Here is a 26,431-nt window from a genome sequence, read left to right as displayed (position 1 = left end):
GTTTTATTTATTTAATAGAAAAATATTGTAAAATAGATTCTCGTTAGCTATCTTTGTTGAACAATTGTTCAAACAATGGAGAATGAGTACGGAAGAACTTATATTAAAGAAAACATTTAATTTATTGCTAATAAAAGGATTTGATGCTGTTTCTATTAGTGATATACAGGCTTCAACAGGACTGTCGAGAGGCTTGTTGTATCATTACTTCAAGAATAAGGATGATCTTTTTATACAGGTAACAGAAAAGTATTTTATTCAAATGTTTGACTTTGATATTCAGAAAGTCAAGGATTATGATGTTTATGAATTTACTGATTTTATGTGCAACCGATTCGCGGCCATAGGTAATACGGTAACTGATATTGTTGCAGATTCCGGTGCAGTAGAGAAAGTATCTATATTAAATTACCATTTTTTATTTTATCAGGTTATGCAACGTGATAGTGTCTTTAGAGATAGATATCGTACAACAATAGAAAAAGAACTGGCAGGGTGGGAGTATGCACTAAAGAATAGTTTATTGAAAGGAGATTTGAAGAAAGAAGTGGATGAGATAGCCTCTGCCAGAGAGTTATTTACTTTGACTGATGGTATTTGGTTTCAAGGTATTTTTAATGTAAATGGAAAATTGGTGGTAAAAGGGTTGAAGAAGGTTCTTCTTCATTATATTGAGTTGCTAAAATAAATTGTATTTTTTTTTTCATCTCACATTGAACGATTGTTCAATATGAATATATTTAAAGATTACTATTATGAATTGGATTATTTTACTGGTTGCCAGTGTATTCGAAGTTGGTTTTACATTCTGTATGGCTAAAGCGAAAGAGGCGATAGTTCCTCATTCGTATTATTGGTATGGAGGATTTGTAGTGTGTTTGGTTATAGGCATGTATCTTTTGGTGAAGGCTACGCAAACTATTCCTGTAGGAACAGCCTATGCTGTATTTACGGGAATAGGTGCAGTAGGAACTGTACTGATTGGTATTCTGGTTTTTAAAGAACCGGCAAATGCAATGCGTTTATTTTTTATGGCAACCCTTATTGCATCGGTTATTGGTCTGAAAATGGTCTCTCACTGATAAATATATTATTAGAAGAAGGTGGAGGGAAAATATCAGTTTTCCCCTTCTTTCTGCTTACATTATTACTTTCCTTGTAACTTTATTAAAGCTCATTAGCCAAACGACAAATAAAGAAATACAGAAAGTAAATACTGCTATCAGTATAATCTTGAAAAACGGAGGCACAGGAATACTTCTATATATGAGATCGTATCCAAGCTGTACAAATATGAAGTGACAAAGGTATATTCCGAAAGTGAGTACTGCCACTTTATTTAAGAAAGGAGAAGGTTTCACTTTTATTTTTTGCATAATAATGAATATAGCTGTGGTCATTAAAAATACATTAATTCCCGAAAAGTACCAGATTATCTCTAGATTAGCGTAGCTACCCGGAAAATATTTTTGAGTAATAATAAAGCCTCCTGCTGTAATTGCATATCCGATCATAAATAATGGTATAGCAATAGATAATGTTCGTTTCCAGTTCCAATTTAGTGGATGGTGTACTAGATAGTATGCCAGTACTAAATAGCCGAGAAAACCTGAAAAATAATAAAGCATTCCATAAGGATTCCAGTCGCACACACCAAGTAAGCCCATGTTGCCATAATTTCCGTTATAACCAAGTATCGGAGCCAACATTTGCAGATAGGGTAAACACATGCTTATTATCCAGATACTTAAGAACCATTTTATATCTGTTTTCGAAGCCTGCTTAAGCCAGCCTCCTAATATGGGCATGAATAAGTAGAGGCCTATCAGCATATACACATACCATAGAGGAGTGGTGTCGTAGTTGAAATTGAAAATAAAAGTATATAGTTTCTGTAATGTCATAGGAAGTGTATGAATATCTTCTGCTATGCTGGGGCTTATTGTTTCAATACCTGATGCAAAATATAGGAAATAGAGAATAGGCATTAATAGAGACCAAAATATAAAAGGTATAGCTATGCGTTTAGTCCTTTTGGTATAGAATGTTTTCATGTCCATATTTACAGGTAATAATAATACTCCTGATATCATAACAAACAAAGGTACGCAAGGCCTTACGAAGCTACCAATAAAAGCTCCTGTCAGGAATTCATAACGATTATTATCAAATTGTCCAACAAAAGGATCGCAGCTATGTGATACAATAACAAGAAAGCAAGCAGCTATGCGAAGGATATCTATCCAAGCTATATGGTTTTTAGTTTGTAAATTCATCTGTTGAAAAAGTATAATTTGTGTATTAGATAATATGAAGTCGAAGATACGAAAAAGTATAGATTATATTATCTTATCCGGTAGTAAGATTCTCTTTTTCAGTTCACAACTGTGTTACTAATACCTTATCAATTCGGGCGCCATCCATGTCTACAATTTCGAATAAGAACTTATGCCACTGCACTTGTTCTCCTGTTTTCGGAATATGTCCTAAAAGATCTAGTATGAGTCCGCTAATTGTATTATAGTCGTACTTAGGATATAAATCCCCCTTTTGGAAATAAGTAAGAAAGTTATAGAAAGAGCATTGTCCATCAATCAGGCAACTGCCATCTTGTCGTTGTACGATCTCCGGTTCTTCCAAAGGGTCTAGTATTGTACCAACAAGAGCTTCTAGTATGTCTTTTAAGGTAACGACCCCTCGTACAGTACCAAATTCGTCACATACAAGGGCATATTGTATATGTTTTAATTTCATTTCCTCAAGAGCAGTATACACTTCCATGTCTTCATAGAAATAATGTACAGGTCTCACTATCTGATAAATGTCAAAATCAGGTTGTTCTATTTTCCCAAACATATCTTTAAGGTATGCTACACCTTCAATATGATCTAAATCTTTTTTGCCAACAGGATACTTGTCGAATGGATGATTGCGTATGATTTCTACAATCTCATCGTTAGTCATATCAGTATCTATCCATATTATTTCGTTGCGGTTGGTCATTATCGACTCCAAGTCTCTATCTCCAAGAGTAAAAACCCGTTCGACAATATCTTTCTCCACAGCTTGTACCGCACCATCTTCTGCACCTTCCTGTATAATGGATTTAATCTCCTCTTCTGTAACTTTAGCTTCAGAGCCTTTTATTCCCAATATGTTAAAGATTATAGTTGTGCTCTTAGACAGTAGCCATACAAACGGCGATACCAAAAGAGAAAGATAATGCATTGGTTTTGCTATTATCTTTGCAATCTTCTCCGCTGCACTCATTCCTATGCGTTTAGGTACTAATTCTCCAAATACTATTGTGAAATATGTAACCAAAATAACGATTGTTATTTTAGCAACCGGAAGTACATAATTGTTAGGTATACTTGTTTTTGCTAATATTTGCGAGAAGTCATCTGCTAATACATCTCCTGAATATAAACCTGTTATTATACCTATTAACGTTATACCAACTTGTATTGTTGATAAAAATTTATTAGGATTGTTAGCTAGATTTACCGCTGCTTGCGCACTTTTACTTCCCCGTTTTGCTTCGTTGTTCAGACTCGATTTACGCGCCGAAACTATAGCTATCTCCGACATGGAAAATAATCCATTGAGTAATATAAGTGCAATTATTATTATGATCTCCATACTTCTCCTTATTTAGACTGCTAAATTAATTATATTCCTTTGATACTACATAATTAAATATATAAGAAGAGAATATTTTCGAATGTTAATTAAGCTTTTCTGAAATAATCCAATCTTTTATTATAGATAATCTATTTAGAGATTTATCCAAAATAAAAAAAGACCACCTTGAGGGGTAGTCTTTTTTATTATATTATAAGAATTTATTAAAAATTCCATTTTAGTGGTTCGAAATATGCCTGAGGGTGTAAACATGCCGGACAAGTTTTCGGAGCCATTTTACTCTTAATAACAAATCCACAGTTGCGGCATTGCCAGTCGATCGCTTCTTCACGAGAGAATACTGATTGACTTTCTACACGAGCAAGAAGAGCTTTATAACGGTCTTCGTGCATGTTTTCTACTTTGGCTACCATTCTGTACATTACTGCAATTTCCTTAAAACCTTCTTTCTCTGCTATTTCAGCAAATGCCGGATAGTCTATATACCATTCTTCATGCTCTCCGGCTGCTGCCTCGATAAGATTTTCGGCAGTAGTTCCTATTTTACCTGCAGGATAAGATGCTGTAATTTCAACCATACCCCCTTCTAAGAATTTAAACATGCGTTTTGCATGCTCTTTTTCTTGGTCTGCTGTTTCTAAGAAGATAGCTGCTATCTGTTCGTAGCCTTCTTTTTTTGCAACACTGGCAAACATTGTGTAACGCATTCTAGCCTGAGATTCTCCGGCAAAAGACTTTAAGAGACATTTTTCAGTCTCTGTTCCTTTAATACTTTTTTCCATAACTTGTTTGATAGTTTTAGTCTATATATTTACAAATATAATAATTATTCTTTCTTTTGGGAAGAAAACAAGAATGATTTTATACCTTTGTGTCTCAAAATTGAGGTGATAATAAGGTGTTCTAAATAAGATACTTAGATTGTTTCTAAATAGTGTTTTTCGAGAGCTTTGTAATTGCCTGCTTGCTAGGTTATTATATTTTTATGATAGTCGCCGGTTACTCATAGCCGGATTTATTAGTTAAATTATGAAAAAAAGTTTTTTTAAGGACTTTACTCCTCAGTTATTTATCTCTCTGAAAACGTATAATAAGGAAAAACTTGTAAATGACCTCATGGCGGGGTTGATTGTTGGTATTGTAGCACTTCCCTTGGCTTTGGCTTTTGGTATAGCCTCAGGGGTGAAGCCTGAGCAAGGTATTATAACTGCTATTATAGCCGGATTTATAATATCCTTATTAGGAGGAAGTAAAGTACAGATTGGAGGCCCTACTGGGGCTTTTATCGTTATTGTATATGGTGTTGTACAGAACTATGGAATACAAGGGCTTCTTGTTGCTACTATCATTGCGGGAGTAATACTTGTGTTACTCGGGATTTTTAAGTTGGGCAAGATCATAAAATTTATCCCATATCCTATTATTGTAGGATTTACAAGCGGTATTGCCGTTACTATCTTTACTACACAAATAGCTGATATTTTTGGATTAACTTTCGGTGGTGAAAAAGTTCCGGGCGACTTTATCGGTAAATGGATTATATATGTTAAACACTTTGATACTATAAACTGGTGGAATACATTAGTGAGCATTATAAGTATTCTTATCATAGTATTCACTCCACGAGTTATAAAGAAAATACCAGGTTCGTTGGTTGCCATTATAGTAGTTACTATTGGAGTCTACGTATTAAAAACATATTTTGGAATATCTGTAATTGATACTATTGGTGATCGTTTTAGGATCAATGCAGAACTGCCTGCTGCAGAATTGCCGAATCTTAATATGCAGGCTATTACCGATCTATTACCTGTCGCCTTAACCATTGCTCTGCTGGGAGCAATTGAATCTCTTTTATCTGCGACTGTAGCTGATGGCGTAATCGGAGGGGAGAAGCATAATTCGAACACAGAACTTATAGCCCAGGGGGTAGCTAATATTGTAACGCCTTTGTTTGGAGGAATACCTGCTACAGGTGCAATAGCTCGTACTATGACTAATATCAATAATGGGGGGCGTACTCCTGTTGCAGGTATTATACATGCTATTGTTTTATTATTAATTCTCTTATTGTTGATGCCGTTGGCTCAGTATATACCGATGGCGTGTCTGGCTGGGGTGTTGGTGATAGTATCGTATAATATGAGTGAATGGCGTACATTCAAATCTTTGCTGAAAGATCAGAAATCAGATGTCGCTGTACTACTTATTACTTTCTTCCTTACTGTTATATTCGATCTTACTATTGCAATAGAAGTCGGACTCCTTCTTGCAGTGGTGCTATTTATGAAGCGGATAAATGATGTTACACATGTTTCTATTATAAAAGATAAGCTTGATTTAACAGATGAGAGTGAGTTCACTCAAGATGAAGAGGTATTATTATTACCAGACGAAGTCGAAGTATATGAAATAGATGGTCCATTCTTTTTTGGTATAGCTAATAAGTTTGAAGAGAGTATGCGTATTATTGGAGATAAATCAAAGATTCGCATTATACGTATGCGTAAAGTACCATTTATAGACTCTACCGGGCTGCATAATCTGGAGAGTTTGTGTCGGAAGTCTATGAAAGATGGTATTCAGGTTATTTTGTCTGGTGTAAGGCGTGAAGTACATGCTATGATAGAAACATCAGATATCCCTAATATGATTGGAGAAGAAAATATCTGTGACAATATAAATATTGCAATTGCTAGAGCAAATAAGCTGATAACAGAATTGCAGGAAACAACTTAATAGACTGCTTATCGTAAACAATTGATATTATTTATAGATTAAATAAAAAACCGAGACATATAGCTGTCTCGGTTTTTTATTAGGTCTATTTTTTGTTATACTTGTCATGTGACTGTATAGAACTATTTTTCAAAAATGTGATAAATAAAGGAGGGGAATAAATTCTATTCGAAAATATCCCCCTCTTAAAGAAAAGTGTTATCTGATTTTTATTTACTCAATACCTCCGCCTAAAGCTCTGTATAGATCAGAGGATGCTTGAAGCTGTTCTAACTTGTCACTTATTTGATTAAGTTTTGCCTGAAGTAAACTTTGTTGTGCATTGATTACTTCCAAATAATTTGCTTCTCCGGCAGACAATAACTCTTTCGTATCGTGTACAGCTTGTGTAAGCGATGTAACCTGTTCTGACCTCACTTCATTCTTTTTCTGTGAAGACTCGTAGGTATACATAATATTTGATACTTCCTGACCTGCTTCTAATACTGTTTTTTCGAATGTAAGTAATGCTGCTTGCTGTTCTGCTTTAGCTACTTTTAGTTGAGTTATAAGCTGTTTCTTAGCAAATATTGGCTGCATTATATTACCTATAATATTAGCTGCAAGATTTTCTGGTTTAAACAATGTTCCTGCATATCCGAGAGATGCACTGTTTATTGAAATAGAAGGATAAAAGCTTGCCTGTGCTGCATTTGTTAATTCAAAGGCAGATCTGAAAGATAATTCAGCTTGCCTAACATCCGGCCTTTTTGCTAACATTTGATATGGTACACCATATGCTAACTGAGTAGGTACTACTTGATCTTTTATTGTAGTGCGAGCAATACTGCCGGGTTTTCTACCTAGCATTACACAGATACTGTTTTCTAACTGTCTTATGTTGCTTTCCAGATCAGGGATGGATACTTTAGCTGAGTATAACGATGCTTTCATTTGCTCTACAGCAGCTCTGTTCTGAAATCCGGCAGTTTTCATTGCTTCAATTGCATCTACACTTTCCTGCATTAAACCAATCATTTCGTTAGTTACTTCCAGCTGCTGGTCTAGAGCAAGCAGTGCATAATAAGAATTTGCAATACCCGAAATTAAGGATGTTTGTAATAGGTTGCGACCTGCATAACTGTTCAAAACATCTGCAAATTTGGCACGAGACTGACGATTGAGCTTGCCCCATACGTCTAGTTCCCAAGTTGCAGTGAATCCTACCATATATTCGTTAGTGTGGTAGCCTAAAGTTTTTTTTCCATCAGCTCCATTACTAAAACGTGTGTGAGTTAGGTTCCCTCCAACAGCCAAGCTTGGAAAATAAGCCGCACGAGCCATACCCAAAGCAGCTTCTGCCTGTTTTACGCGTTGTGCTACTATGAGCATATCATAGTTGTTGTTCAAAGCTTCATCTATTAAAGCCTGAAGAGCAGGGTCAGTGAAATATTCCCGCCAAGGAATATTAGCTATCGTAGTAGTGTCTGTAGAAACCTCGTCGCGATATAAGGCATCCGAATCTATCTCGGGAGCTTTATATTTATTGACGACCTGACAGGAGGAGAATCCCATTGAGAGTATTACTCCCAATAGAATTGTACCTTTTATATATTTTCTGATCATAGTTATTTGTTTTTATTAATTAACTCATCGTTAGAGTTTATCATTCCCGATTTACTGAACTTGTCTTGTATACTTTGGAATATAATGTAAAGCGAAGGTATCACTAATACTCCAATCATGGTTCCGATAAACATACCACCTACTGCACTGATACCAATAGATTTATTTCCTATGGCACCTGCTCCTGATGCAAACATCAATGGAAGTAATCCTGCAATAAATGCAAATGATGTCATCAAAATCGGACGAAGACGTGCTACAGCACCGTTTACAGCAGCCTCGATTATACTCATACCTTGTTGACGACGTTGAATCGCATATTCTACAATAAGAATGGCATTTTTAGCCAATAGTCCGATGAGCATAATCATCGATATCTGAACATATATATTATTAACAATACCTTGCGAGACTCCGAATATCATAAGGAAGATAAATACTCCGGCCAAACCAACAGGTAGGGAGAATAATACTGCAAGAGGAATAATGTAACTTTCATACAAAGCACATAATAGCAAGTATACGAAAATGATACAAATACCAAAGATCAATACAGTTTCATTTCCACTATTAGCTTCTTCACGAGTCATACCGGAAAATTCGTAAGTATATCCATCCGGTAATATCGTTTTATCCTGCGAAAATTCTTCTAATAGATTAAGTACATCTCCAGTACTCTTCCCGTCAATAAGATTAGGTACAATAGTAAGGTCTATGGACGAATACATATTGAAACGGCTTAGTGTAGGAGGTGCATCTATATCTTTGATATGGATAAACTCTGTTATTGGAGCCATCTCTCCTGAAGCTGTTTGCACAAAGAGGCCATTGAGGTCTTCTATTTTTTTACGGTATTCCGGCGAGGCCTGTAATACAACCCTGAATTGTTTACCGTAGAGATTGAATGTAGAAGCATAAGAACTACCTATATATGTCTGCAATGTACCCATCACCTGATTGAGAGTGAGCCCGGCTGCTTTAATTTTAGGCAAATCAGCAGATATCTCTTTCTGTGGGAAAGCCGGGTTAAAGTTTGTCATCCCCATCATTACAATATCTTTTCTAGCAGTAAGTTTTTGCAATAGGTTTTGAGCAACATCATTAAATTTATTTATATCTCCACCCATGCGGTCTTGTAGCTGTAGTTCAACACCAGCACCCAGACCAAATCCTTGTAGGGTAGGTGTTGCTAGAAAGAAAAATGTAGCGTCTTTAATTCCGCTTGTTTTTTCTTTCAGGATAGCAGAAACTTCGTTGGTAGATAATTTTCTGTCGTTCCACGATTTCATCTTAACAACAAGAGTTCCATAAGAGCTATTCATCCCAGCCGTAAAGTTTACCCCTGTAATATTTGTTACGCCTTTCACTCCTTCTATTTCGCTGGCAATGCGTACCACCTGTGCAACAACCGAGTCGGTTCTTTCCAACGACGATCCCGGGGGCAAAGTAACGAAACCGATAACACCTCCACTGTCTTCGTTAGGTACAAAACCAGTAGGCAACATCTTCATTAGCCCAAATAGAATCAAAGACGATACTAATATAATGGCCACTGTGATCCAACGGTGTCCTTTGCGGCCTAAGAAATGCAATGATTGTTTGTATTTCTGAGTAGCGCTGTTGAAAGTGATATTAAAATAGTAATAAAACTTCTGAAGGAAACTCTTTTGTTTATGTTCTTCGTCGTGTGCCTTAAGGAACAGGGCACAGAGAGCCGGACTCAGCGTTAATGCGTTTACGGCCGATATGAGGATCGCTATGGCTAGTGTAAGACCAAACTGCTTAAAGAATATACCCGTAGTACCACCAATGAAGCTGACCGGAATAAACACCGCTGACATAACCAAAGTGATAGATACAATGGCAGGCGCAATCTCTTTCATGGCCGTCATGGTTGCTACCTTAGGATCTTTTTCTCCTGCATCCAGATGGGCGTGAACGGCCTCGACGACGACTATGGCATCATCGACGACAATACCAATGGCCAGCACAAGGGCAAACAACGTCAACAGATTGACAGAAAACCCGAAAATCTGTAGGAAGAAAAACGTACCAACAATTGCAACCGGTACAGCTACTGCCGGAATAATAGTAGAACGCAAATCCTGTAAGAAAACGAATACTACGATAAATACAAGTATAAAGGCTTCTATCAGGGTGTGAATAACTTTTTCGATAGATGCATCAAGGAACTCGCTCGAGTCCATCATAAAGTTGAACTGAACACCTGAAGGTAATGATTTTTCTGCATCTTTCAATACGGCTTTTACATCAGCAATTACTTGTTGTGCATTCGATCCCGCTGTTTGGTTTATCATCATAAACACAGCATCATTTCTGTCGGTTTGAGAGACTACACTGTAATTAAGAGACCCTAACTCTACATCAGCTATATCTTTCAATCTCAAAATTTGTCCGTTCTGAGAACGAAGTATTATATTTTGAAAATCTTCTTCTGTTTTTAGCTTTCCGGTATATCTCAGTGCATACTGGAAAGATTGATCACTATTTTGTCCTAACTCGCCGGGAGCTGCCTCTATATTCTGATCTTGCAAAGCTGCAGATACTTCTTGCGCCGATATTTTGTAGGCGGCCATAATGTCTGGCTTCAACCATATACGCATTGAGTAGTCTTTGGCTCCAAACACGCTCGCATTACCTACTCCATATACACGTTTGATTTGTGGCAGGATATTGATATTGGCATAGTTTTGCAAAAACTCTCCATCGTAGTCGGGGTTACTTGTACTTAGGGTAAAACCTAACAGCGTACTATTCTGTTGTTTTGCAACAGTCACCCCTAGTTGTGTTACTTCTTGCGGAAGTAGAGGAGTGGCGCGTGCTGCAAGATTCTGTACGTTTACGGCTGCAATGTCGGCATTGATACCCTGTTTGAAGAATACCCTGATTGTTGCCATCCCGTTACTTGCCGATGATGTCATATATGTCATACCCTCTACTCCGTTTATTTGTTCTTCGAGAGGTATAACTACACTATTCATAACTACATCCGCATTTGCACCGGGGTAGTTAGCCTGAACCTGTACTGTCGGAGGTGCTATGTCGGGATATTGCTCTACCGGCAAAGTAGCCAGCCCAATAATCCCTAATACCACAATGATGACAGAAATAACTGTAGATAGTACAGGTCTTTCTATAAATGTCTTTAACATTGTATCTTTATTTTATTTTATTAAAAAGTCTTATTTCTTTACTATAACTCTAGCGCTATCCGATAATGTTGCTATACCATTTGTGATAATACGATCGCCTACAGATAGTCCGTCTTCTACAACATAGCTTTTGCCATCAGGTGTAGGCACCACTGATATTAAAGTCTGTATAGCTATCGAGTCATTCACTACTTTATATGTAAGGTGTTTATTTTGTTTAGTAAATGTTGCAACTTGCGGTATTAGTATTGCTTTCTCTATATGTTTTGGTATAGATATATTACCGCTAAAACCACTCCTTAATATTCCATGAGGATTCGGAAAGTCTGCTCTGAAATTAGCACTACCTGTTGTTACATTCACTTGTCCTGTAATAGTCTTTATTTTTCCTTTTTCAGAATATAAAGTTCCGTCAGCCATTCTTAAAGATATTTCCGGCAAATTCTTAATTTTCTCTGCCTGAGTTTTACCTTCCAAATTGGCAAGGAAAGTGACCAATTCTTTTTCGTTAAGAGAGAAGTTTGCAAAAACATTACTTGTGCTGGATACTGTTGTTAACACATTTCCATTATTGACTAAACTACCCAAACGGAATGGAATAGATCCTACAACTCCATCTACAGGGCTTGACACATTTGTCCAGCTCATTGTTGCATTAGCATTTGTCAGCGTTGCATCTGCTTGTGCCTTTGTAGCCAATGCTGATGTATATGCATTCATATAAGTATCTAATTGTACTTGGCTCACAATACCTTTTTCTGCTAATGGTCTGATTCTATCTACATTCAATTTTGCTGTTTGCACTTGTGCCTCTGCGCTACTCACAGCTGCTTTTGCAGTGTTTACTGCCTGCGCTGCTTGTGGTGAATTGATTTTAAATAGAGTTTGACCTTTTTTTACAACAGAACCTTCGTCCACATATATTGCATCAATAAATCCGTCGATACGTGGTCTGATCTCTATATCTTCCTGTCCTTTTATAGTTACAGGATATACACTTTCAAGTTCAACACTTTGCTCTTGCAATACCGCTGTGGGGTATTCTTTCGGAGAAGTGTCCCCTCCTCCAAAGGGGTTGGAATTCTTGTTCCCACAAGATACCATAACCAATAGAGCTGTTGCTCCAAAAACAATCTTCTTTAAGTCCATGTCCTTTATTTATTTTTAATTACTGATTTTACTCAATCTATCCATTTCTCCTAATAGAATTTGAAGCTGAATCTTTAATGCTTCTGTATCTATATTTTTGAATAATACATCTTGTCCTTCTTTTACTTTTGATATCGCTTTTACAAATAGTTCGGCTCCAGCTTCTGTTACTTCTACTATTCGGGCTCTTGTATCAGTTGTACTTTCGCGTCTGCTGATTAACCCTTTTCTCTGTAGGTTTCTGAGAATTGTAGATGTCGTCATCGGATCTATATCTGTTTCTTGCGACAGAATAATTTGTGTTGCTTCCATATTTCGTCTCGACATATGATATATAGCTCCTAATAGTTCCAACTGGGCACTAGTAAGTCCAAATTCGTCTAGTAGTTTATGTTTACCTCTATGCCAATATTTGGATACCCGCCATATCAAATACCCTACATCTTCGTAAGGATTACCCAATTTGTTGCAATTTACATCCATTTATTCTTTATTTAATTTGAATGCAAATATAGTAAGTGTACTTATAATAAGTGTTGCCGGGAATCATTTAAATTCTATTTATTAACATTTTTTACGCAAGGTAGTGGACGATCGTTCATTTTGTTTGTATTTGTTTGATAAAAACACATTGAAGGTTTATTGTAAATAATGAATTGCATTTTGCTTTTGGGATGATTTTTACTCATTATACTTTAATTTAATAAAGAGTTCAAACCGATTATATATCTGTTTCCTTTTGTCTATTTGGGTCTTGTTCTCTGTTCTTTTAAGAAAGCTCTCGTTAAAGGAGAACTAAAGATCAGTGTAAAGGAACAACTTTTTTTGTAAAAAATGTTTCATTTCTGTAAAAAAAAGAAGCCGGATTCATTATGAATCCGGCTTTTATCTGTCGAGTATATTATACTGTTTTAGATACCTAAATCTTTACAAACTTGTTCTATTTTCTTTTCAGCAGCAGCATCTACAACATCATATTCTTCTCTCGATTTTAGTTTGCTGTGTACTTCTATATAGAATTTTATTTTTGGCTCTGTACCCGATGGCCTAATGGATACTTTGGTGCCATCTTCTGTAAAATATTGAAGTACGTTCGATGTTGTAGGCATTTCAAGAGTAAACTCTTCTTCCAATACAAGGTCTTTGGCTTTTAGGGTAACATAGTCCTTTATTAAGACCACCTTTGAGCCTGCAATTTGTTGAATAGGGTTTTCTCTGAAGTTCTTCATCATTGATTCTATTTCTTCAGCACCTGTACGTCCTTCTTTTACAACAGAAATGCCTTTTTCTTTCGAAAAGCCATATTCAACATAGATGTCCTGAAGCATTTCATACAGAGTTTTTCCATTATCTTTAGCCCATGCAGCAATTTCTCCAAATAGGATAGCAGCAGATACAGAGTCTTTATCTCTTACAAAATCTTCGGCTAAGAAGCCATAACTTTCTTCCCCGCCTCCTATATATTGGCGCTTTCCTTCCAGTTCGCGCATAACAGATGCTATCCATTTGAAGCCTGTATAGCATTCGAACATTTCCACTCCGTTTTTCTCTGATACAGTCTGAGTCAAAGCACTGGTTACGATAGTACGAACTGTATATTCTTTGCCAGTAAGCTGTCCGAGTTCTCTTTTGCGGGTAATGATATAATAGATGAGAATAAGCATTGTCTGATTGCCATTCAATAGAATAAACTCACCTTTATCGTTTCTTATAGCTGCACCGAAACGATCGGCATCGGGGTCTGTAGCAAATACCAGTTCGGCATTAGTTTCTACTCCTTTTTTTACAGCCATAGCCATAGCGGCAGGATCTTCAGGGTTAGGCGATACTACTGTAGGGAAATCGCCACTTAATACATCCTGCTCGGGTACATTAATAATGTTGTTAAATCCACATGCTTTCAGTGCTTGTGGTATAATAGTGAAACCTGTGCCGTGCAGTGGAGTATATACAATGCCAATGCTTCCATGACGTTTTACTGCGTCTGGCGATAATTGTAATGTTTTCAGATCATTGATGTATGATTCATCTATTTCTTTGGTCAGAGTCTCTATTAATTCTTTGTTTCCTTTAAATTTGATATCACCTACATTTACTCGGTTTACTTCGGCAATAATATTTTTATCGTGAGGAGGTATTACTTGAGCACCATCTTCCCAGTATGCTTTGTATCCATTATATGCTTTTGGGTTGTGAGATGCAGTAATCATTATACCGCTTTGACATCCTAATTTTCTGATTGCATACGAAACCTCAGGAGTAGGGCGAAGATCTTCGAAAAGATAAGCTTTTATTCCGTTAGCAGAAAGGATTTCGGCTGAAATTTCTGCATACTTTCTACTGTTATTACGGCAATCGTGTCCAATAACAACTTTTATTTGTTTTAAGGTAGAAAATTCTTTTAACAAATAGTTTGCTAGTCCCTGAGTAGCACCTCCGATAGTATATATGTTAACCCTGTTGGTACCCACGCCCATAATACCGCGTAAACCTCCGGTTCCAAACTCAAGATCTTTATAAAAAGCTTCGATAAGCTCGGTTTTATCTTCTTTGTCTAATAATGCTTGTACCAGTTTTCGGGTTTCGTCATCATATTTGTCCGAAAGCCATGTTTTAGCCTTTGCTGTTACTTGCAATAATAATTCATTATTTTCCATGTTCCTGCTTATTTTGTTCTAATAGTCTTATGATCTTGATAAATGTAAGAAACAAAAATAGTAAAAATTGCATTAATAAGATCAGGTTTCATTATAAAATACAAATAAAAGAGGTTGTCACTTTTTGGTCGATATCCTATCTTTTCTTACTATATAGATAATTCTCTTAAAATTAAATCATCATATCCATATACATCGTCTGCATAATATAGCATACTATCATTCTGATACGTAAATACTGTATAGTAGTCGATAAATAATGATATTTTTTTATCCTGCTTGATGTTTATTATATCCGATATCTTTTTTAACCTATCCTCTTTTAACAGCTTTTTTCCTTCGATAGTGATAGGCTCTTTCTTTACACTAAATAATAGTTGATCTTTGTATAAGTCGGTAGAGGGAGATGTACAAAAGAATGCAAGCTCAAAAGGTTTTTGAACTCTTACACATCCATGGCTTATTGCTCTGATCTTTCGTCCAAATGCAGCTTTACTAGGTGTATCGTGTAAATATACTGAATGCGCGTTGTTGAACATGAATTTAATCAGTCCTAAAGAGTTACCATATCCGGGATCTTGCTTTATAAAATATGGGAATTTTGCAGGATTGACTGTTTTCCAATCAATAGACTCAGTATCAATTTCTTTTCCTCCTTTAAACAAACGCATGTTGTGTCGTTTTATATAGGTCGGATCTTTCTTCTGTAACACAGCAACTTCGTTTTGAGCAATACTCTTAGGTACATTCCATATAGGATTTAGATTAAGATAAGAAATATTGCTTTCCAATAAAGGTGTTTTGTTTCTTACAGAACCTACACATACTCTAGATATTAAAGGTAGGCTATCAGACTGTGTTGCTTCCAACATAAATGAAGCGACATTAACCTCTATATGTTTATTCTCTTTCGGCTTGGCTCGCTTCCACCGGTAACGTTCCATATTAGCTCTTATCTTGTTTGTGTAATAACTAATAGGCTGGTTAAGAGCATCTATTGTAAGTTTCCCAACTTCTTTTTCTTCCAGATATGAATTTTTTCTTCTGAAAGTATTTATTGCATCCAATAATGTTTCATCTAAGATGCTATGAAGGCTATCGTTTGTTTCTGTATTTGGAGTATATTCTCCTGTTATAATTAATCGTTCGGCAATATCTGATATATACTTACTTTTGTCTCCTAATTTAAATGTTGTGCTTCCCGATGTTATTTTTTTTATATCAGTCGCTTCTCCTCTTTTCAGTATTTCATATTCTTTTTGCAATAGTAGATATATACTATCTGTAGGGTGAGATAGGGTTGCTACATCAATAGGGTTTATCTTTATTTCAGAATATAAGGATGTGTAAAACGCAGAGTCTGCACTGAGTAGTGTAATATCGTACAATTTTTTTCCAAAAAGCTTGTGAGGATTTACAAACCCATATTTCATGCCTGTAGCGTACTTAATTAAAGAAGCTGTAGATAAGCGCTCTACTTCATATATTTTTGAATACAATGTGTCGGGATAGTTAGAGTATGCACCTGAATCTATAGAATCGGTAATTGATTTTATTCTAGAAACAGAAAAATAATCAGATGTTAAACCGTGCTTTTCTACTTGTTCGAGAATGTCTATATATGTGTATAGGTTTTTAGTGTCTAGTGTATCGTGTACCCATATGGCAGAGAATTCGTTTTCTTGATAAAAGGGTGCAGCAATACTATCTTCTACAATATGGGTTTTTAGGTATTTTCTGAAAATCTGAGGATCGAAGTCCGGATAGTTTCTCGCAAATTTAGATTTCACCACCTCTTTCTTGTTCGACTCACTTACTTTATGAGAACTTTTATCTTTGCACGAAATTATAACAAAGGAAAGAATGAAAAATAAAAAATACAGATTGTAAGGTATGTGTTTCATATATAAGATATAAAGAGAGGGTAAAAGTTTAGTGAGTGTATATTTGCAAGTGTTTTTTGAGAATGAAAATCAAATTTCTTTTCTGATGCAAAAATAATAAAAACTTCGACTAATAACAATAATATATTCTAGTGTTAATTGTTCATGTTTTACATTTTAACTGAATCTTTTTGTACTTTTGTTCTTTCATTATAATAATAGATAAAATATAGAATGCATAAATCCGGATTTGTAAATATTGTAGGAAACCCAAATGTAGGAAAATCAACCTTGATGAATCTATTGGTCGGAGAGAAAGTCTCTATCATTACATCAAAGGCTCAGACTACCCGTCATAGAATTTTGGGTATTGTAAACACCGAGGAATACCAGATCGTATATTCTGATACCCCGGGAGTGTTGCGTCCAAACTACAAATTGCAGGAGTCTATGTTGGGATTTTCTCAATCGGCACTTAGCGATGCCGATGTTTTATTATATATGACCGATGTGGTAGAGAAAACTGATAAGAATGAGGAATTTCTACAAAAGGTTCAGCAGGCAGATGCTCCTGTGCTACTACTGATAAATAAAATAGATCAGACTAATCAGAAGGAGCTGGAAGAGTTGGTTGCTAAGTGGAAAGACTTGTTGCCTAAGGCCGAGATATATCCTATATCGGCATTGAATAAGTTTAATATAGATATTATTAAAAAGAGGATCTTAGACCTGATCCCAGAGTCTCCTCCTTATTTCGAGAAAGATGCGCTGACCGATCGTCCTGCTCGATTCTTTGTAACTGAGACTATTCGCGAGAAGATTCTTTTATATTATCAGAAAGAGGTTCCGTATGCAGTGGAAGTTGTTGTAGAAGAATTTAAAGAGGAGAAAGATATAATCAATATACGTGCCCTTATCATTGTCGAGCGCGATACTCAGAAAGGAATAATAATAGGGCACAAAGGAGCAGCTCTGAAGAAAGTTGCAACTATGGCTCGTAAAGATATTGAACGCTTCTTCAATAAGAAAATCTTTATGGAGATATTCGTCAAGGTAGAAAAAGATTGGCGAAGCAGGGATAACATACTTCGCCAATTCGGGTATCGTTTAGACTGATTCTTCTATTCTCCTGTTATACTAAAACCTACATGTTTGAGGTCGTCCCAAAAACGGGGATAAGACTTCGTAACCACTTTAGGTGTAGCTATGTTTATATGATCCAGGCATATTGCCGCCGGAGCAAATGCCATCGCCATACGATGATCTTCATATGTTTTTATTACAGCATCCGGCATAGCTTCGCAGCGTTCGCCTGTCCATTCCAATATACTATCTTCACTGTCATATAGCACATATCCTAATTTCCTAAGTTCTTGTTTTAAAGCTTCTATACGATCTGTTTCTTTTATTTTCAGTGTTTGTAAGCCAGTAAACATAAAAGGAATTCCCATCATGCAACAAGTGACAGCAAAGGTTTGAGCTAAATCCGGTTCGTTTACAAAATTGTGAAACATCTTTTTTGTCTTTCTGTTCGTCTTGGTAAGTATTACACCATCATCAGTATATTCTGTACCAATACCAAGATCGAGAAACAATTCTGCAACTTTCGAGTCTCCCTGCATACTATCTTTAAACAGTCCTTTTAGTTCTATATGGGTATTGTCAGAAAGCGCAGCCATTTCGTACCAGTATGAAGCCGCCGACCAATCGGATTCTACAATGTAGTGGATAGGCTTGTACTGTTCTGGGTATAATTTTATTACTTTTCCGTCCCAGTGGGTTTTAACTCCATATTGAGCCATCATTCCCAACGTTAGCTTTATATATGGTATAGATATAACATTTCCTTCCAGATTTATAGTCAATCCCTTGTTCATGGTTGGCGCTATCATTAATAGTGCCGAAATGAACTGAGAACTAACGTCTCCGGACAGATAGATGTCACCTCCATCAAGAGAAGTTCCTTTTATTTTCAGCGGAGGGAAGCCTATTTTTCCGATATACTCGATATGTGCTCCGAGAGATGCTAATGCATCTACCAAAATATGAATAGGACGCTCTTGCATACGTTCGGTACCGGTAATAATCCATTCTCCCGGAGTAATAGCCAGTAGCGCAGTAAGGAAGCGCATAGAAGTCCCGGCTGCTTTTACATCTATCAGATTGCTACCTGAGTTGAATGCATCTACCATTACATTGGTGTCATCGCAGTCCGATAGGTTTTTAATATCGAACGAAGAATGGCTGAGAGCATTTAATATAAGAGCTCTGTTACTTATACTTTTTGATGCAGGAAGTTGTATAGCCGATTTTATATCTTTCGGACCTGTTATTTTATATTGCATAATTAAGGGTAAATTTATTCTTACGAATTTAGATTAAAGAACATAAGAATCTAGTAATAGGCTCTGAATTTAAGAAACCTTTTAGATTCTTATGTTCTATTTCCTATGTTTCAAATTGATAATTATCCTGTGTTTCGCATTCCTGCTGCGATACCCGAAATAGTTATCATTAGGGCCAATTCCAACTCAGATGAATGTTCACCTTCCTGTCGTGTACGATGCAGAAGTTCTACCTGTAACAGGTTTAAAGGGTTGGTATAAATATTTCGCATTGCTATATTCTCTGCAACTTGAGGTAACCCTTCCATTAAATATTCATCTTGAGATATTCTTAGAACTGTATTTATGTTACTTTCTAACTGACTTCTTAGCTCTTTTCCTAATCTTTGTAATTCGGCATCAACCAAACGTTCGTCATAGTATTGAGATATTCGTAAGTCTGCTTTGGCAAAAACCATTTCGAACATGCTGATTCGTGTTCCAAAAAATGGCCATTCTCTATACATTGCCTTTAAGAGATCCATCTTTCCGTTGTCAATCGCCTGTTGGAGTGCATCTCCTGCACCTAGCCATGCTGGAAGCATCAGCCTGTTTTGAGTCCATCCAAATATCCAAGGAATTGCACGAAGACTTTCTACTCCTCCATTAGGGCGACGCTTGGCCGGACGCGAACCCAAAGGTAGACGAGCCAGTTCTGCTTCGGGAGTTGCCTGATAGAAGTAAGGAATAAAGTCAGGATCGCGACGGACGATATCCTGATATATTTTGCATGAAATATCTGATAATTCATTCATCAAGTCTCTCCACTCTTGCTTTGGTGCAGGAGGAGGAAGTAGATTTGCCTCTAATATAGCATCAGTATACAAGGATAGAGTTTTTATTGCCAAATCCGGTAATCCGAGTTTGAAGCGGATCATTTCTCCTTGTTCTGTTACTCTGAGACCGCCTTTCAACGAACCCGGAGGTTGTGAAAATAAGGCTACTTTAGCAGGTCCACCACCACGACCGACAGTACCACCACGACCATGAAACAGAGTGAGGGCAACACCTTGATCCTGACATGTTTTTATCAGAGCTTCCTGTGCATGATATTGAGCCCATCCTGCCGCTAACGAACCCGCATCTTTAGCCGAATCCGAATAGCCTATCATTATCATCTGCTTGTTTTTGATAATGCCTTTATACCAATTGATATTGAAAAGCTGCTGCATTATATTATCGGCATTATTTAAGTCGTTTAATGTCTCAAATAATGGGGTAACCGGCAATATATACGGGCATTCAGCTTCTTTCAATAAAAGATAAACGGCTAGTATATCGGATGGAGTGCGAGTCATCGATATTACATATGTAGGAATAGCTCCTTCGGGAGTTGTAGCTATAACTTTACATGTGTCCAACACTTCTTTTGTTTGTGGACTTGGCTGCCAATTGTTAGGGACAAGAGGCCGTTTTGAATTAAGTTCCTTTATTAAAAATGCCTGCTTGTCTTCTTCCGACCATGTTTCATAATCGCCTAGACCTAAATATCGGGTTATTTCGGATAGAGCTTCTGTATGTATTGTACTTTCTTGTCTAACATCCAACTGGGTTAATGTTAGTCCAAAACAGCGAATTCTACGAAGAGTATCTAAAAGCTTATCATCGGCTATACTTTCCATTTTACAAGCAACTAACGACTTGTAACATTCGTATAGAGGCTCCCACAACTGCTCATTATGGATTAATATATCTTCGGTACATTCAGGGTTTCTTCCTTCAATTTTCTCATCGAGATATGCAATCGTTTTTCTCAGTTTAGCCCGAAGCCTTTTCATTAGTTCCCGGTAAGGCTCTTGTACCTCATAGTCATTTATATAGTTTCTGAATTCAGAGGTGCATGTAGCCATAGAAAGTTCTTTAACAAGAACTTCTATATCTTCTAAGAATAGGCGTGCAGCTCTTTTTCTGCTGTCTAATAAAACATCGTGAGTTATTTTTGCTGTTACATTCGGGTTTCCATCACGATCACCTCCCATCCACGAAGAAAAATGTATAGGACGTGTATCTACAGGTAATTTATAAGGCAATACATTTTTTATTTGATCATCTAATTCCCTTATATACGCCGGAACAGCTGTCCAAAGGCTATTTTCTACAACCTCATATCCCCATTTCGCTTCCTCGTTAGGGGTAGGGCGTTTTTGGCGAATCTCATCTGTATACCAATATTGAGTAATCAGTTGTTTGAGTCTTCTTAGTATCTGTACTTTTTGATATTCGGCTAGATCGTCGTGGTCTAACAAAGCCAGACAGTGATCTACTTCATTCAAATTGTTAATTAATGATCGTCTGTTTATCTCAGTAGGGTGGGCTGTAAGTACTAAATCTATAGATATATTTTCTATTGCTTTTATTATATCTTCATCGCTTAGCTTAGCTGCTTTTAATTTCTGATATATTTCCGGAAAATTTACAGGATTCTCTGCCCCTTGAGCATGTGGCGAGACACTGTTATATTGTTCAGCAGTATTTGTAAGATTCAGAAATTGGTTGAAGGAACGGGCTACCGGTAAAAATTCTTCGTCTCTTAAATTCTGGAGAGTCTTTACCAAAGATTTATGTGCTTCTATATCTCCTGAATGAGATGCTTTGGATAGTCTACGAATTGTTTCTATTAGAGCAACCATATCTTGTCCTTTGGCTTCACCTATGGTTTTACCCAACATGTTGCCCAACAGTTTGATATTGTCGTGCATCAAAGATTGTTGTAAATTATTCATGGTTTATATGTTTTCAATATATGATTATAATACTATAATAATAAACGAAAAGTTCAGCTTTAATGTTTTTTCTTTCATCAAACTCTTAAACCTAATTAATATATATTTATCATACACCATGTGCCAATTATTCATAATAACCGGCACATGGAAAAGTATATAAATTTTATTCGTTTATCAATGTGAATAATTCTTCTGCTGCTTCCTGAGGACCATCTTTGCTTCTGCCGTCAATTGCCAAAGATGTATGGATTTCTCCAATTTTCACTCCGTTCTTTTTCATGTCTGAGAAATATTCTCTAATTAGGCGTCCTGCAATCTCTTGTTCCTGAACAGGTCCAAACGGATTTGCAAAATAAGATGTAACAAGTCCTTTTTCTGTAGTGGTGCCTTTGGCTTTACGGGCTCCTGCTTCAAAAACTTTTATAGCTTCGTCCAGATTGTCGTAGAACTTAATTTTCTTTTCTGCATCTTCATAATTGTTGGCATACAAGAAATAGTCTACTTTGTATCCTTTCATTATTACATCGTAAGTAGCAGCAGGTATAGTGATGCGGGCATTTATTTTGTCAGGGTTAGTGTAAATTCCCCTTTCCATTTGTTCGAATGCGTACATTGGGTCAAGGTCATCTATACGAACGAAAGCGCCGATTTCAGTTCCATAACCTTTTATAGTTCCGTCTTCTTCCTTTTTTAGATAGCCCATGTCGTCGAAAATAATACGCATATGACGTATATATTTTTCATTAAGCGTACGGAAGGCTTCAAGGCTTTCAGACTTGCCTGCGCCACTGTCTCCCATGATGATGATATTTGCTTCTTTTCCATTTTTAAGAGCTATGTTTACCATTGCACCATGTATAGGAAGTTTGTTATTTTCCATTTGTTTAATGTTGTGCAATGTTAGAAGCATTTTTTTCATATATCCGAAATAGTCGATATCGTCGCAATGATTTGCATATCCTATTAAGATATCATTCTTTTTGTCTTTGTAGTAGAATGTACGTTTCTCCTCATGTCCGTCAGGGTATCCGAAGATGTAAATAATCTCAGGTTTCTTCCCTATATATTCACTTTCTTTAGCCAACTCGAAAAGATTGGATAGAGCAAAGCCATGTACCATAAAATCTTTATGGAAGTACACAAATGTAAGCATGTTACCCACTTTGGCAGGAAATAGGAACCAGTCATCTTCTCCTAATACAATATTTTCTATTGGATTGGTTTGATGTTCTTGAAATATACCGTCGCGGGTGTTACGTTTTGTGTATGATATAAAAGGAGGTTTGAACATAACTCCTGTTATGAATGGTATTGATGTTAACCCTTTATATTCTACAGGGCAATTCCAATTTATATCGCTAAGGGTGAGGGCTGCATTAGCTCCGGCTGTTAATTGGCGATATACTCTGTGCTGATAACCCATAACAGTTTCTTCTATGCGGCGATATATGGAAAGAATTAATTCGTTGAACAGTTCGTTTGCCTGCATAAAACGAACACTTTGAAGTCCGCTTCCGATAGTGCTGTTATGTACTATTGCATAGCGCTCCAATCTTCTCCAGAAACTATATAATAATTCGATCAATTCTATGAATAGGTCTCTGTCGTCGAAAAAGATTGAGTATTTGTTATGCACGTTTTGTACTTCGTCGGAATTACAAACGGTTAATAGTTTGAATGCTTCTATGAGTGTTTTTTCAAAATCTTCATCTGTTTTGAATTCCTTAATATAATATTCGTAAATGATTACTTCTTCTTTTTTAAGTTTTTGAACAAATACTTCAATAACTCTGCGAAAACCATAGCTGTTTAATATTTTTTGCCGTGTATCGCAAAATTTCAATGTGAAGTTAATTATTGCTTTACCTTCAATTAAAGTAAATTCTTGTAGCATGTCTTATTATTTTATTGTTTATGATTAATTTGTTTTCAAATATTATTTGGGTTGATCCTCTAAAGAAGAAGATTTTTTTCTAACCTCAAATTTACAGAATCTTAGCTATACATTTAAGCGAATTACAGACTTATTTTATAATAAATTGTAAATTAAAAGTAACTTTTTACTATTTTGTTGTTCTGTAGATGCTTGTCATTTATTAATTTTTGATTTTAGTCTATAAATAAATATCTTATAATAAGAAAAATAAGTGATCTATTTAAGTCGGTTTCTTATTTATTTTATCGTCAAACATAAATTCTTTAGATAGGCATTTTTGTTTATTGTTTTGTACACTATAAGATGTGACAAAATTTCCTTTTCTTACTTTTTTCATTGTTGAGTCATTGAGGGTTTAATATTAATTATATATTATCATTCTTTCTTCTTTGGTATATTCACACAAAAAGAGAGATTGATATCACAATCTTAATAAATAGATAAAATACATATATTTTTACTCGACCTGTTCTTTCCCTTTATCGCGAAGGATGAACTCTCTGTCTTTTGGCAGGTCTTCTGACTTTCTCCTTTGTGCAGCCTTCCCGCTTTAGTACAAGCAGTGGCATGGGTAATTGCACAAGATATAAGAGAGATTACAGCAGCGCGACTGTTCAGGATTTGCACCTGATTCCCTTTTCATTACATGTCCGAAGAATGCAGACTTGTAACACCAAAACATATAAACAAAGATAAGGAATAAAATAGATATTCAGTTGTTTCATATCAAAAGTTTTATAAATAAAAAGGGAATGTATCATATGATACATTCCCTTTTTTATCTGTTTTTATATTCTATTCAGAATCAAGTTCCCAATCATCGAAGAAAGAATAGTCTTCTGTAAATTGTTCTAGTTCGCGACGGTCTTTTTTCGTTGGTCGCCCTGTCCCTCTAGCACGGTCTACAAATCCACTCATTTTAGACATCTCCAATATTTCTAACTGAGAAGGAGATGTTACATCTCGCATAAATTCAGGAACTAACTTAGCTCCCATTCTGTTTTCGGTAAGATTAAGTACCTCAAAAGAATAAGTGATCGGAGGACGACGCACTTCTATTACATCACCTATTTTTATCATGCGCGAAGGTTTTACGTTTGTTCCTTTTATCATGATGCGTCCCTTTTTGCATACATCGATAGCTATAGAGCGTGTTTTGAATAGTCTTACAGCCCATAGCCATTTGTCGATACGTACTTCGTTTTTAGGTTCTTTCATGAATGCATTTTATTAAGCGAAGAATGATAATCGCTATTTATTATTATACTGGTTCATAGTATTCTGTATCCCTGCCAGGCAGAAACTCTTAATTATCTCTCCCGAAGTTTCCAGCTTATTCTTTAAAGCTTGTTCTTCTTCGCCCGAGAAATTGTCGAGCACGTAGTGTATCTGTGCACCTTTCGCAAATTCATTTCCTATACCAAAGCGCAGACGGGCGTAGTTCTGAGTACCCAATACAGATTGTATGTTTTTCAGTCCGTTGTGACCGGCATCGCTTCCTTTTCCCTTTAGTCTGAGAGAGCCGAATGGCAAAGCCAGATCGTCTACTACGACCAATAGGTTTTCTATCGGTATTTTCTCTTGTTGCAGCCAATATCGGACAGCATTGCCGCTAAGGTTCATATATGTCGATGGCTTTAGCAGGATGAGGGTGCGTCCTTTTATTTTTATCTCGGTTACGAACCCATATCTCTTGTCCATAAAAACAGCATTGGACGCTTCTGCTAAAGCGTCCAATACTCTGAATCCTATGTTGTGGCGGGTATATTCGTATTCTCTACCAATATTACCGAGGCCGGCAATTAAGTATTTCATTTACTAATATTAGGTATTAGCCGTTTTTAGCAGCAAGTCCTCTTGCAGCACGTGTCAACTGAACGCGGCATACAACTGCATTTTTGGCACTAAGTAATTCTAATCCTTCGAAGCTTAATTCTCCTACCTGGATAGATTTTCCAAGAGCAAGACCTGAAACATCGATATGTACTTTTTCAGGAACTTTGCTGTAAAGTGCTTTTACTTTTATCTTACGAAGGTCGAGAGATAATTTACCCCCAGCCTTAACACCTTCTGCTAGTCCGTCAAGAACAACAGGCACATCGATCACAATAGGTTTGTTGTCGAATACGTGAAGAAAATCAAGATGTAGTATAGCATCTGTTACAGGATGTACTTGTATGTCTTTTAATATTGCTTTGTAGTTATCTTTACCTATAGTAAGGTCTACCAAGAAGATCTCAGGAGTATAGATAAGTTTGCGTACATCACTGTTTGTTACAGTGAAGTGAACTGCTTTTTTATCATCTCCACCATAAATAATGGCAGGGATCTTATCTTCATTACGGAAAGCTTTTGTTGCTTTTTTGCCGAGGTCTGTTCTAGCCTCACCTTTTAGTTCAAATGTTTTCATTTTCTAATTTTAAATGTGTTACTCAAATTCAGGATTTGCTTCCCTATTCCCATCACACGTACGGGCTAATAAAAGCGGTGCAAAGATAATCGTTTTGTTTTTATCTGCCTAATATTCCGCCAAA

General features: G+C 36.4%; 19 protein-coding genes and 1 riboswitch. Of the genes, 4 read left to right on the top strand and 15 right to left on the bottom strand.

Features of this window, described 5'->3' with window-relative positions; translation table 11 throughout:
* The first annotated feature begins 82 nt into the window (after nt 1-82).
* Together BGC7_RS11120 and BGC7_RS11115 are read left to right on the top strand one after the other, a co-directional pair.
* Complete coding sequence (locus BGC7_RS11120) at nt 83-688, top strand: TetR/AcrR family transcriptional regulator (protein WP_050701665.1); 606 nt, start codon at nt 83-85, stop codon at nt 686-688.
* A gap of 67 nt (nt 689-755) precedes the next feature.
* A complete protein-coding gene (locus BGC7_RS11115; protein WP_050701664.1) occupies nt 756-1,082 on the top strand; it encodes a DMT family transporter in 327 nt (108 codons plus the stop codon).
* A 57-nt stretch (nt 1,083-1,139) separates the two neighbouring features.
* Here BGC7_RS11115 and BGC7_RS11110 read toward each other — a convergent pair whose 3' ends face one another.
* The 3 genes from BGC7_RS11110 to rbr form a co-directional block, all read right to left on the bottom strand.
* A complete protein-coding gene (locus BGC7_RS11110) occupies nt 1,140-2,276 on the bottom strand; it encodes an acyltransferase (protein WP_050701663.1) in 1,137 nt (378 codons plus the stop codon).
* Nucleotides 2,277-2,379: 103 nt separating this feature from the next.
* A complete protein-coding gene (locus BGC7_RS11105; protein ID WP_050701662.1) occupies nt 2,380-3,642 on the bottom strand; it encodes a hemolysin family protein in 1,263 nt (420 codons plus the stop codon).
* A 206-nt stretch (nt 3,643-3,848) separates the two neighbouring features.
* Entirely contained in the window at nt 3,849-4,427 is a 579-nt protein-coding gene (gene rbr / locus BGC7_RS11100; protein WP_050701661.1) for a rubrerythrin, read from the bottom strand.
* 247 nt (nt 4,428-4,674) lie between these two features.
* On the opposite strand from rbr, the gene BGC7_RS11095 reads away from it, so the two are divergent.
* Nucleotides 4,675-6,384 carry a SulP family inorganic anion transporter gene (locus BGC7_RS11095; RefSeq protein ID WP_050701660.1) on the top strand — a complete coding sequence of 570 codons (1,710 nt, stop codon included), beginning with the start codon at nt 4,675-4,677 and terminating at the stop codon, nt 6,382-6,384.
* Nucleotides 6,385-6,597: 213 nt separating this feature from the next.
* On the opposite strand, the gene BGC7_RS11090 is transcribed toward BGC7_RS11095, so the two are convergent.
* The 6 genes from BGC7_RS11090 to BGC7_RS11065 all read right to left on the bottom strand — a co-directional run bounded on the left by BGC7_RS11090 (nt 6,598) and on the right by BGC7_RS11065 (nt 16,872).
* Nucleotides 6,598-7,989, bottom strand: coding sequence for an efflux transporter outer membrane subunit (locus BGC7_RS11090; RefSeq protein ID WP_050701659.1), 1,392 nt, complete (start codon nt 7,987-7,989; stop codon nt 6,598-6,600).
* Between the two features lie 2 nt (nt 7,990-7,991).
* Nucleotides 7,992-11,162 (bottom strand): efflux RND transporter permease subunit, encoded by a 3,171-nt coding sequence (locus tag BGC7_RS11085; protein ID WP_050701658.1) that lies wholly within the window; start codon nt 11,160-11,162, stop codon nt 7,992-7,994.
* 30 nt (nt 11,163-11,192) lie between these two features.
* Nucleotides 11,193-12,311, bottom strand: a complete 1,119-nt coding sequence (locus BGC7_RS11080) for an efflux RND transporter periplasmic adaptor subunit (protein ID WP_050701657.1) — start codon at nt 12,309-12,311, stop codon at nt 11,193-11,195.
* A gap of 15 nt (nt 12,312-12,326) precedes the next feature.
* On the bottom strand, nt 12,327-12,794 hold the full coding sequence (locus BGC7_RS11075) for a MarR family winged helix-turn-helix transcriptional regulator (RefSeq protein ID WP_050701656.1): 468 nt from the start codon (nt 12,792-12,794) through the stop codon (nt 12,327-12,329).
* 428 nt (nt 12,795-13,222) lie between these two features.
* Nucleotides 13,223-14,968, bottom strand: a complete 1,746-nt coding sequence (locus BGC7_RS11070; RefSeq protein WP_050701655.1) for a phospho-sugar mutase — start codon at nt 14,966-14,968, stop codon at nt 13,223-13,225.
* Between the two features lie 149 nt (nt 14,969-15,117).
* Nucleotides 15,118-16,872, bottom strand: a complete 1,755-nt coding sequence (locus tag BGC7_RS11065; protein WP_050701654.1) for a L,D-transpeptidase family protein — start codon at nt 16,870-16,872, stop codon at nt 15,118-15,120.
* Between the two features lie 213 nt (nt 16,873-17,085).
* On the opposite strand from BGC7_RS11065, the gene era reads away from it, so the two are divergent.
* Nucleotides 17,086-17,967: a GTPase Era gene (gene era, locus BGC7_RS11060; protein WP_050701653.1), complete on the top strand. Its 882-nt coding sequence runs from the start codon at nt 17,086-17,088 to the stop codon at nt 17,965-17,967.
* 5 nt (nt 17,968-17,972) lie between these two features.
* Here era and BGC7_RS11055 read toward each other — a convergent pair whose 3' ends face one another.
* The 6 genes from BGC7_RS11055 to BGC7_RS11030 form a co-directional block, all read right to left on the bottom strand.
* Nucleotides 17,973-19,196, bottom strand: coding sequence for a 3-phosphoshikimate 1-carboxyvinyltransferase (locus BGC7_RS11055; RefSeq protein WP_050701652.1), 1,224 nt, complete (start codon nt 19,194-19,196; stop codon nt 17,973-17,975).
* A gap of 122 nt (nt 19,197-19,318) precedes the next feature.
* Nucleotides 19,319-21,958 (bottom strand): phosphoenolpyruvate carboxylase, encoded by a 2,640-nt coding sequence (gene ppc / locus BGC7_RS11050; protein WP_050701651.1) that lies wholly within the window; start codon nt 21,956-21,958, stop codon nt 19,319-19,321.
* Between the two features lie 166 nt (nt 21,959-22,124).
* Nucleotides 22,125-23,855: a phosphoenolpyruvate carboxykinase gene (locus BGC7_RS11045; protein ID WP_050701650.1), complete on the bottom strand. Its 1,731-nt coding sequence runs from the start codon at nt 23,853-23,855 to the stop codon at nt 22,125-22,127.
* 533 nt (nt 23,856-24,388) lie between these two features.
* Nucleotides 24,389-24,590, bottom strand: a riboswitch (cobalamin riboswitch).
* Between the two features lie 102 nt (nt 24,591-24,692).
* Nucleotides 24,693-25,115 (bottom strand): RNA-binding S4 domain-containing protein, encoded by a 423-nt coding sequence (locus BGC7_RS11040; protein ID WP_050701649.1) that lies wholly within the window; start codon nt 25,113-25,115, stop codon nt 24,693-24,695.
* A gap of 33 nt (nt 25,116-25,148) precedes the next feature.
* On the bottom strand, nt 25,149-25,712 hold the full coding sequence (pth, locus tag BGC7_RS11035; RefSeq protein WP_050701648.1) for an aminoacyl-tRNA hydrolase: 564 nt from the start codon (nt 25,710-25,712) through the stop codon (nt 25,149-25,151).
* A gap of 16 nt (nt 25,713-25,728) precedes the next feature.
* Nucleotides 25,729-26,307, bottom strand: a complete 579-nt coding sequence (locus BGC7_RS11030; protein WP_050701647.1) for a 50S ribosomal protein L25/general stress protein Ctc — start codon at nt 26,305-26,307, stop codon at nt 25,729-25,731.
* Nucleotides 26,308-26,431 lie beyond the last annotated feature (124 nt).

The organism is Dysgonomonas sp. BGC7 (assembly GCF_001261735.1).
Taxonomy (GTDB): Bacteria; Bacteroidota; Bacteroidia; order Bacteroidales; family Dysgonomonadaceae; genus Dysgonomonas.
Note: the sequence above shows the minus strand (reverse complement) of the source record. Positions and strands in the feature narration are given on the sequence as shown.

Bases quoted from the DNA above. Each gene is read 5' to 3' on its own strand.
- BGC7_RS11045 (WP_050701650.1), bottom strand. From the start codon at position 23,855: ATGCTACAAGAATTTACTTTAATTGAAGGTAAAGCAATAATTAACTTC.
- rbr (WP_050701661.1), bottom strand. From the start codon at position 4,427: ATGGAAAAAAGTATTAAAGGAACAGAGACTGAAAAATGTCTCTTAAAG.
- pth (WP_050701648.1), bottom strand. From the start codon at position 25,712: ATGAAATACTTAATTGCCGGCCTCGGTAATATTGGTAGAGAATACGAA.
- BGC7_RS11120 (WP_050701665.1), top strand. From the start codon at position 83: ATGAGTACGGAAGAACTTATATTAAAGAAAACATTTAATTTATTGCTA.
- BGC7_RS11070 (WP_050701655.1), bottom strand. From the start codon at position 14,968: ATGGAAAATAATGAATTATTATTGCAAGTAACAGCAAAGGCTAAAACA.
- BGC7_RS11085 (WP_050701658.1), bottom strand. From the start codon at position 11,162: ATGTTAAAGACATTTATAGAAAGACCTGTACTATCTACAGTTATTTCT.
- ppc (WP_050701651.1), bottom strand. From the start codon at position 21,958: ATGAATAATTTACAACAATCTTTGATGCACGACAATATCAAACTGTTG.
- BGC7_RS11055 (WP_050701652.1), bottom strand. From the start codon at position 19,196: ATGCAATATAAAATAACAGGTCCGAAAGATATAAAATCGGCTATACAA.
- BGC7_RS11040 (WP_050701649.1), bottom strand. From the start codon at position 25,115: ATGAAAGAACCTAAAAACGAAGTACGTATCGACAAATGGCTATGGGCT.
- era (WP_050701653.1), top strand. From the start codon at position 17,086: ATGCATAAATCCGGATTTGTAAATATTGTAGGAAACCCAAATGTAGGA.
- BGC7_RS11095 (WP_050701660.1), top strand. From the start codon at position 4,675: ATGAAAAAAAGTTTTTTTAAGGACTTTACTCCTCAGTTATTTATCTCT.
- BGC7_RS11080 (WP_050701657.1), bottom strand. From the start codon at position 12,311: ATGGACTTAAAGAAGATTGTTTTTGGAGCAACAGCTCTATTGGTTATG.
- BGC7_RS11075 (WP_050701656.1), bottom strand. From the start codon at position 12,794: ATGGATGTAAATTGCAACAAATTGGGTAATCCTTACGAAGATGTAGGG.
- BGC7_RS11110 (WP_050701663.1), bottom strand. From the start codon at position 2,276: ATGAATTTACAAACTAAAAACCATATAGCTTGGATAGATATCCTTCGC.
- BGC7_RS11090 (WP_050701659.1), bottom strand. From the start codon at position 7,989: ATGATCAGAAAATATATAAAAGGTACAATTCTATTGGGAGTAATACTC.
- BGC7_RS11105 (WP_050701662.1), bottom strand. From the start codon at position 3,642: ATGGAGATCATAATAATAATTGCACTTATATTACTCAATGGATTATTT.
- BGC7_RS11065 (WP_050701654.1), bottom strand. From the start codon at position 16,872: ATGAAACACATACCTTACAATCTGTATTTTTTATTTTTCATTCTTTCC.
- BGC7_RS11115 (WP_050701664.1), top strand. From the start codon at position 756: ATGAATTGGATTATTTTACTGGTTGCCAGTGTATTCGAAGTTGGTTTT.
- BGC7_RS11030 (WP_050701647.1), bottom strand. From the start codon at position 26,307: ATGAAAACATTTGAACTAAAAGGTGAGGCTAGAACAGACCTCGGCAAA.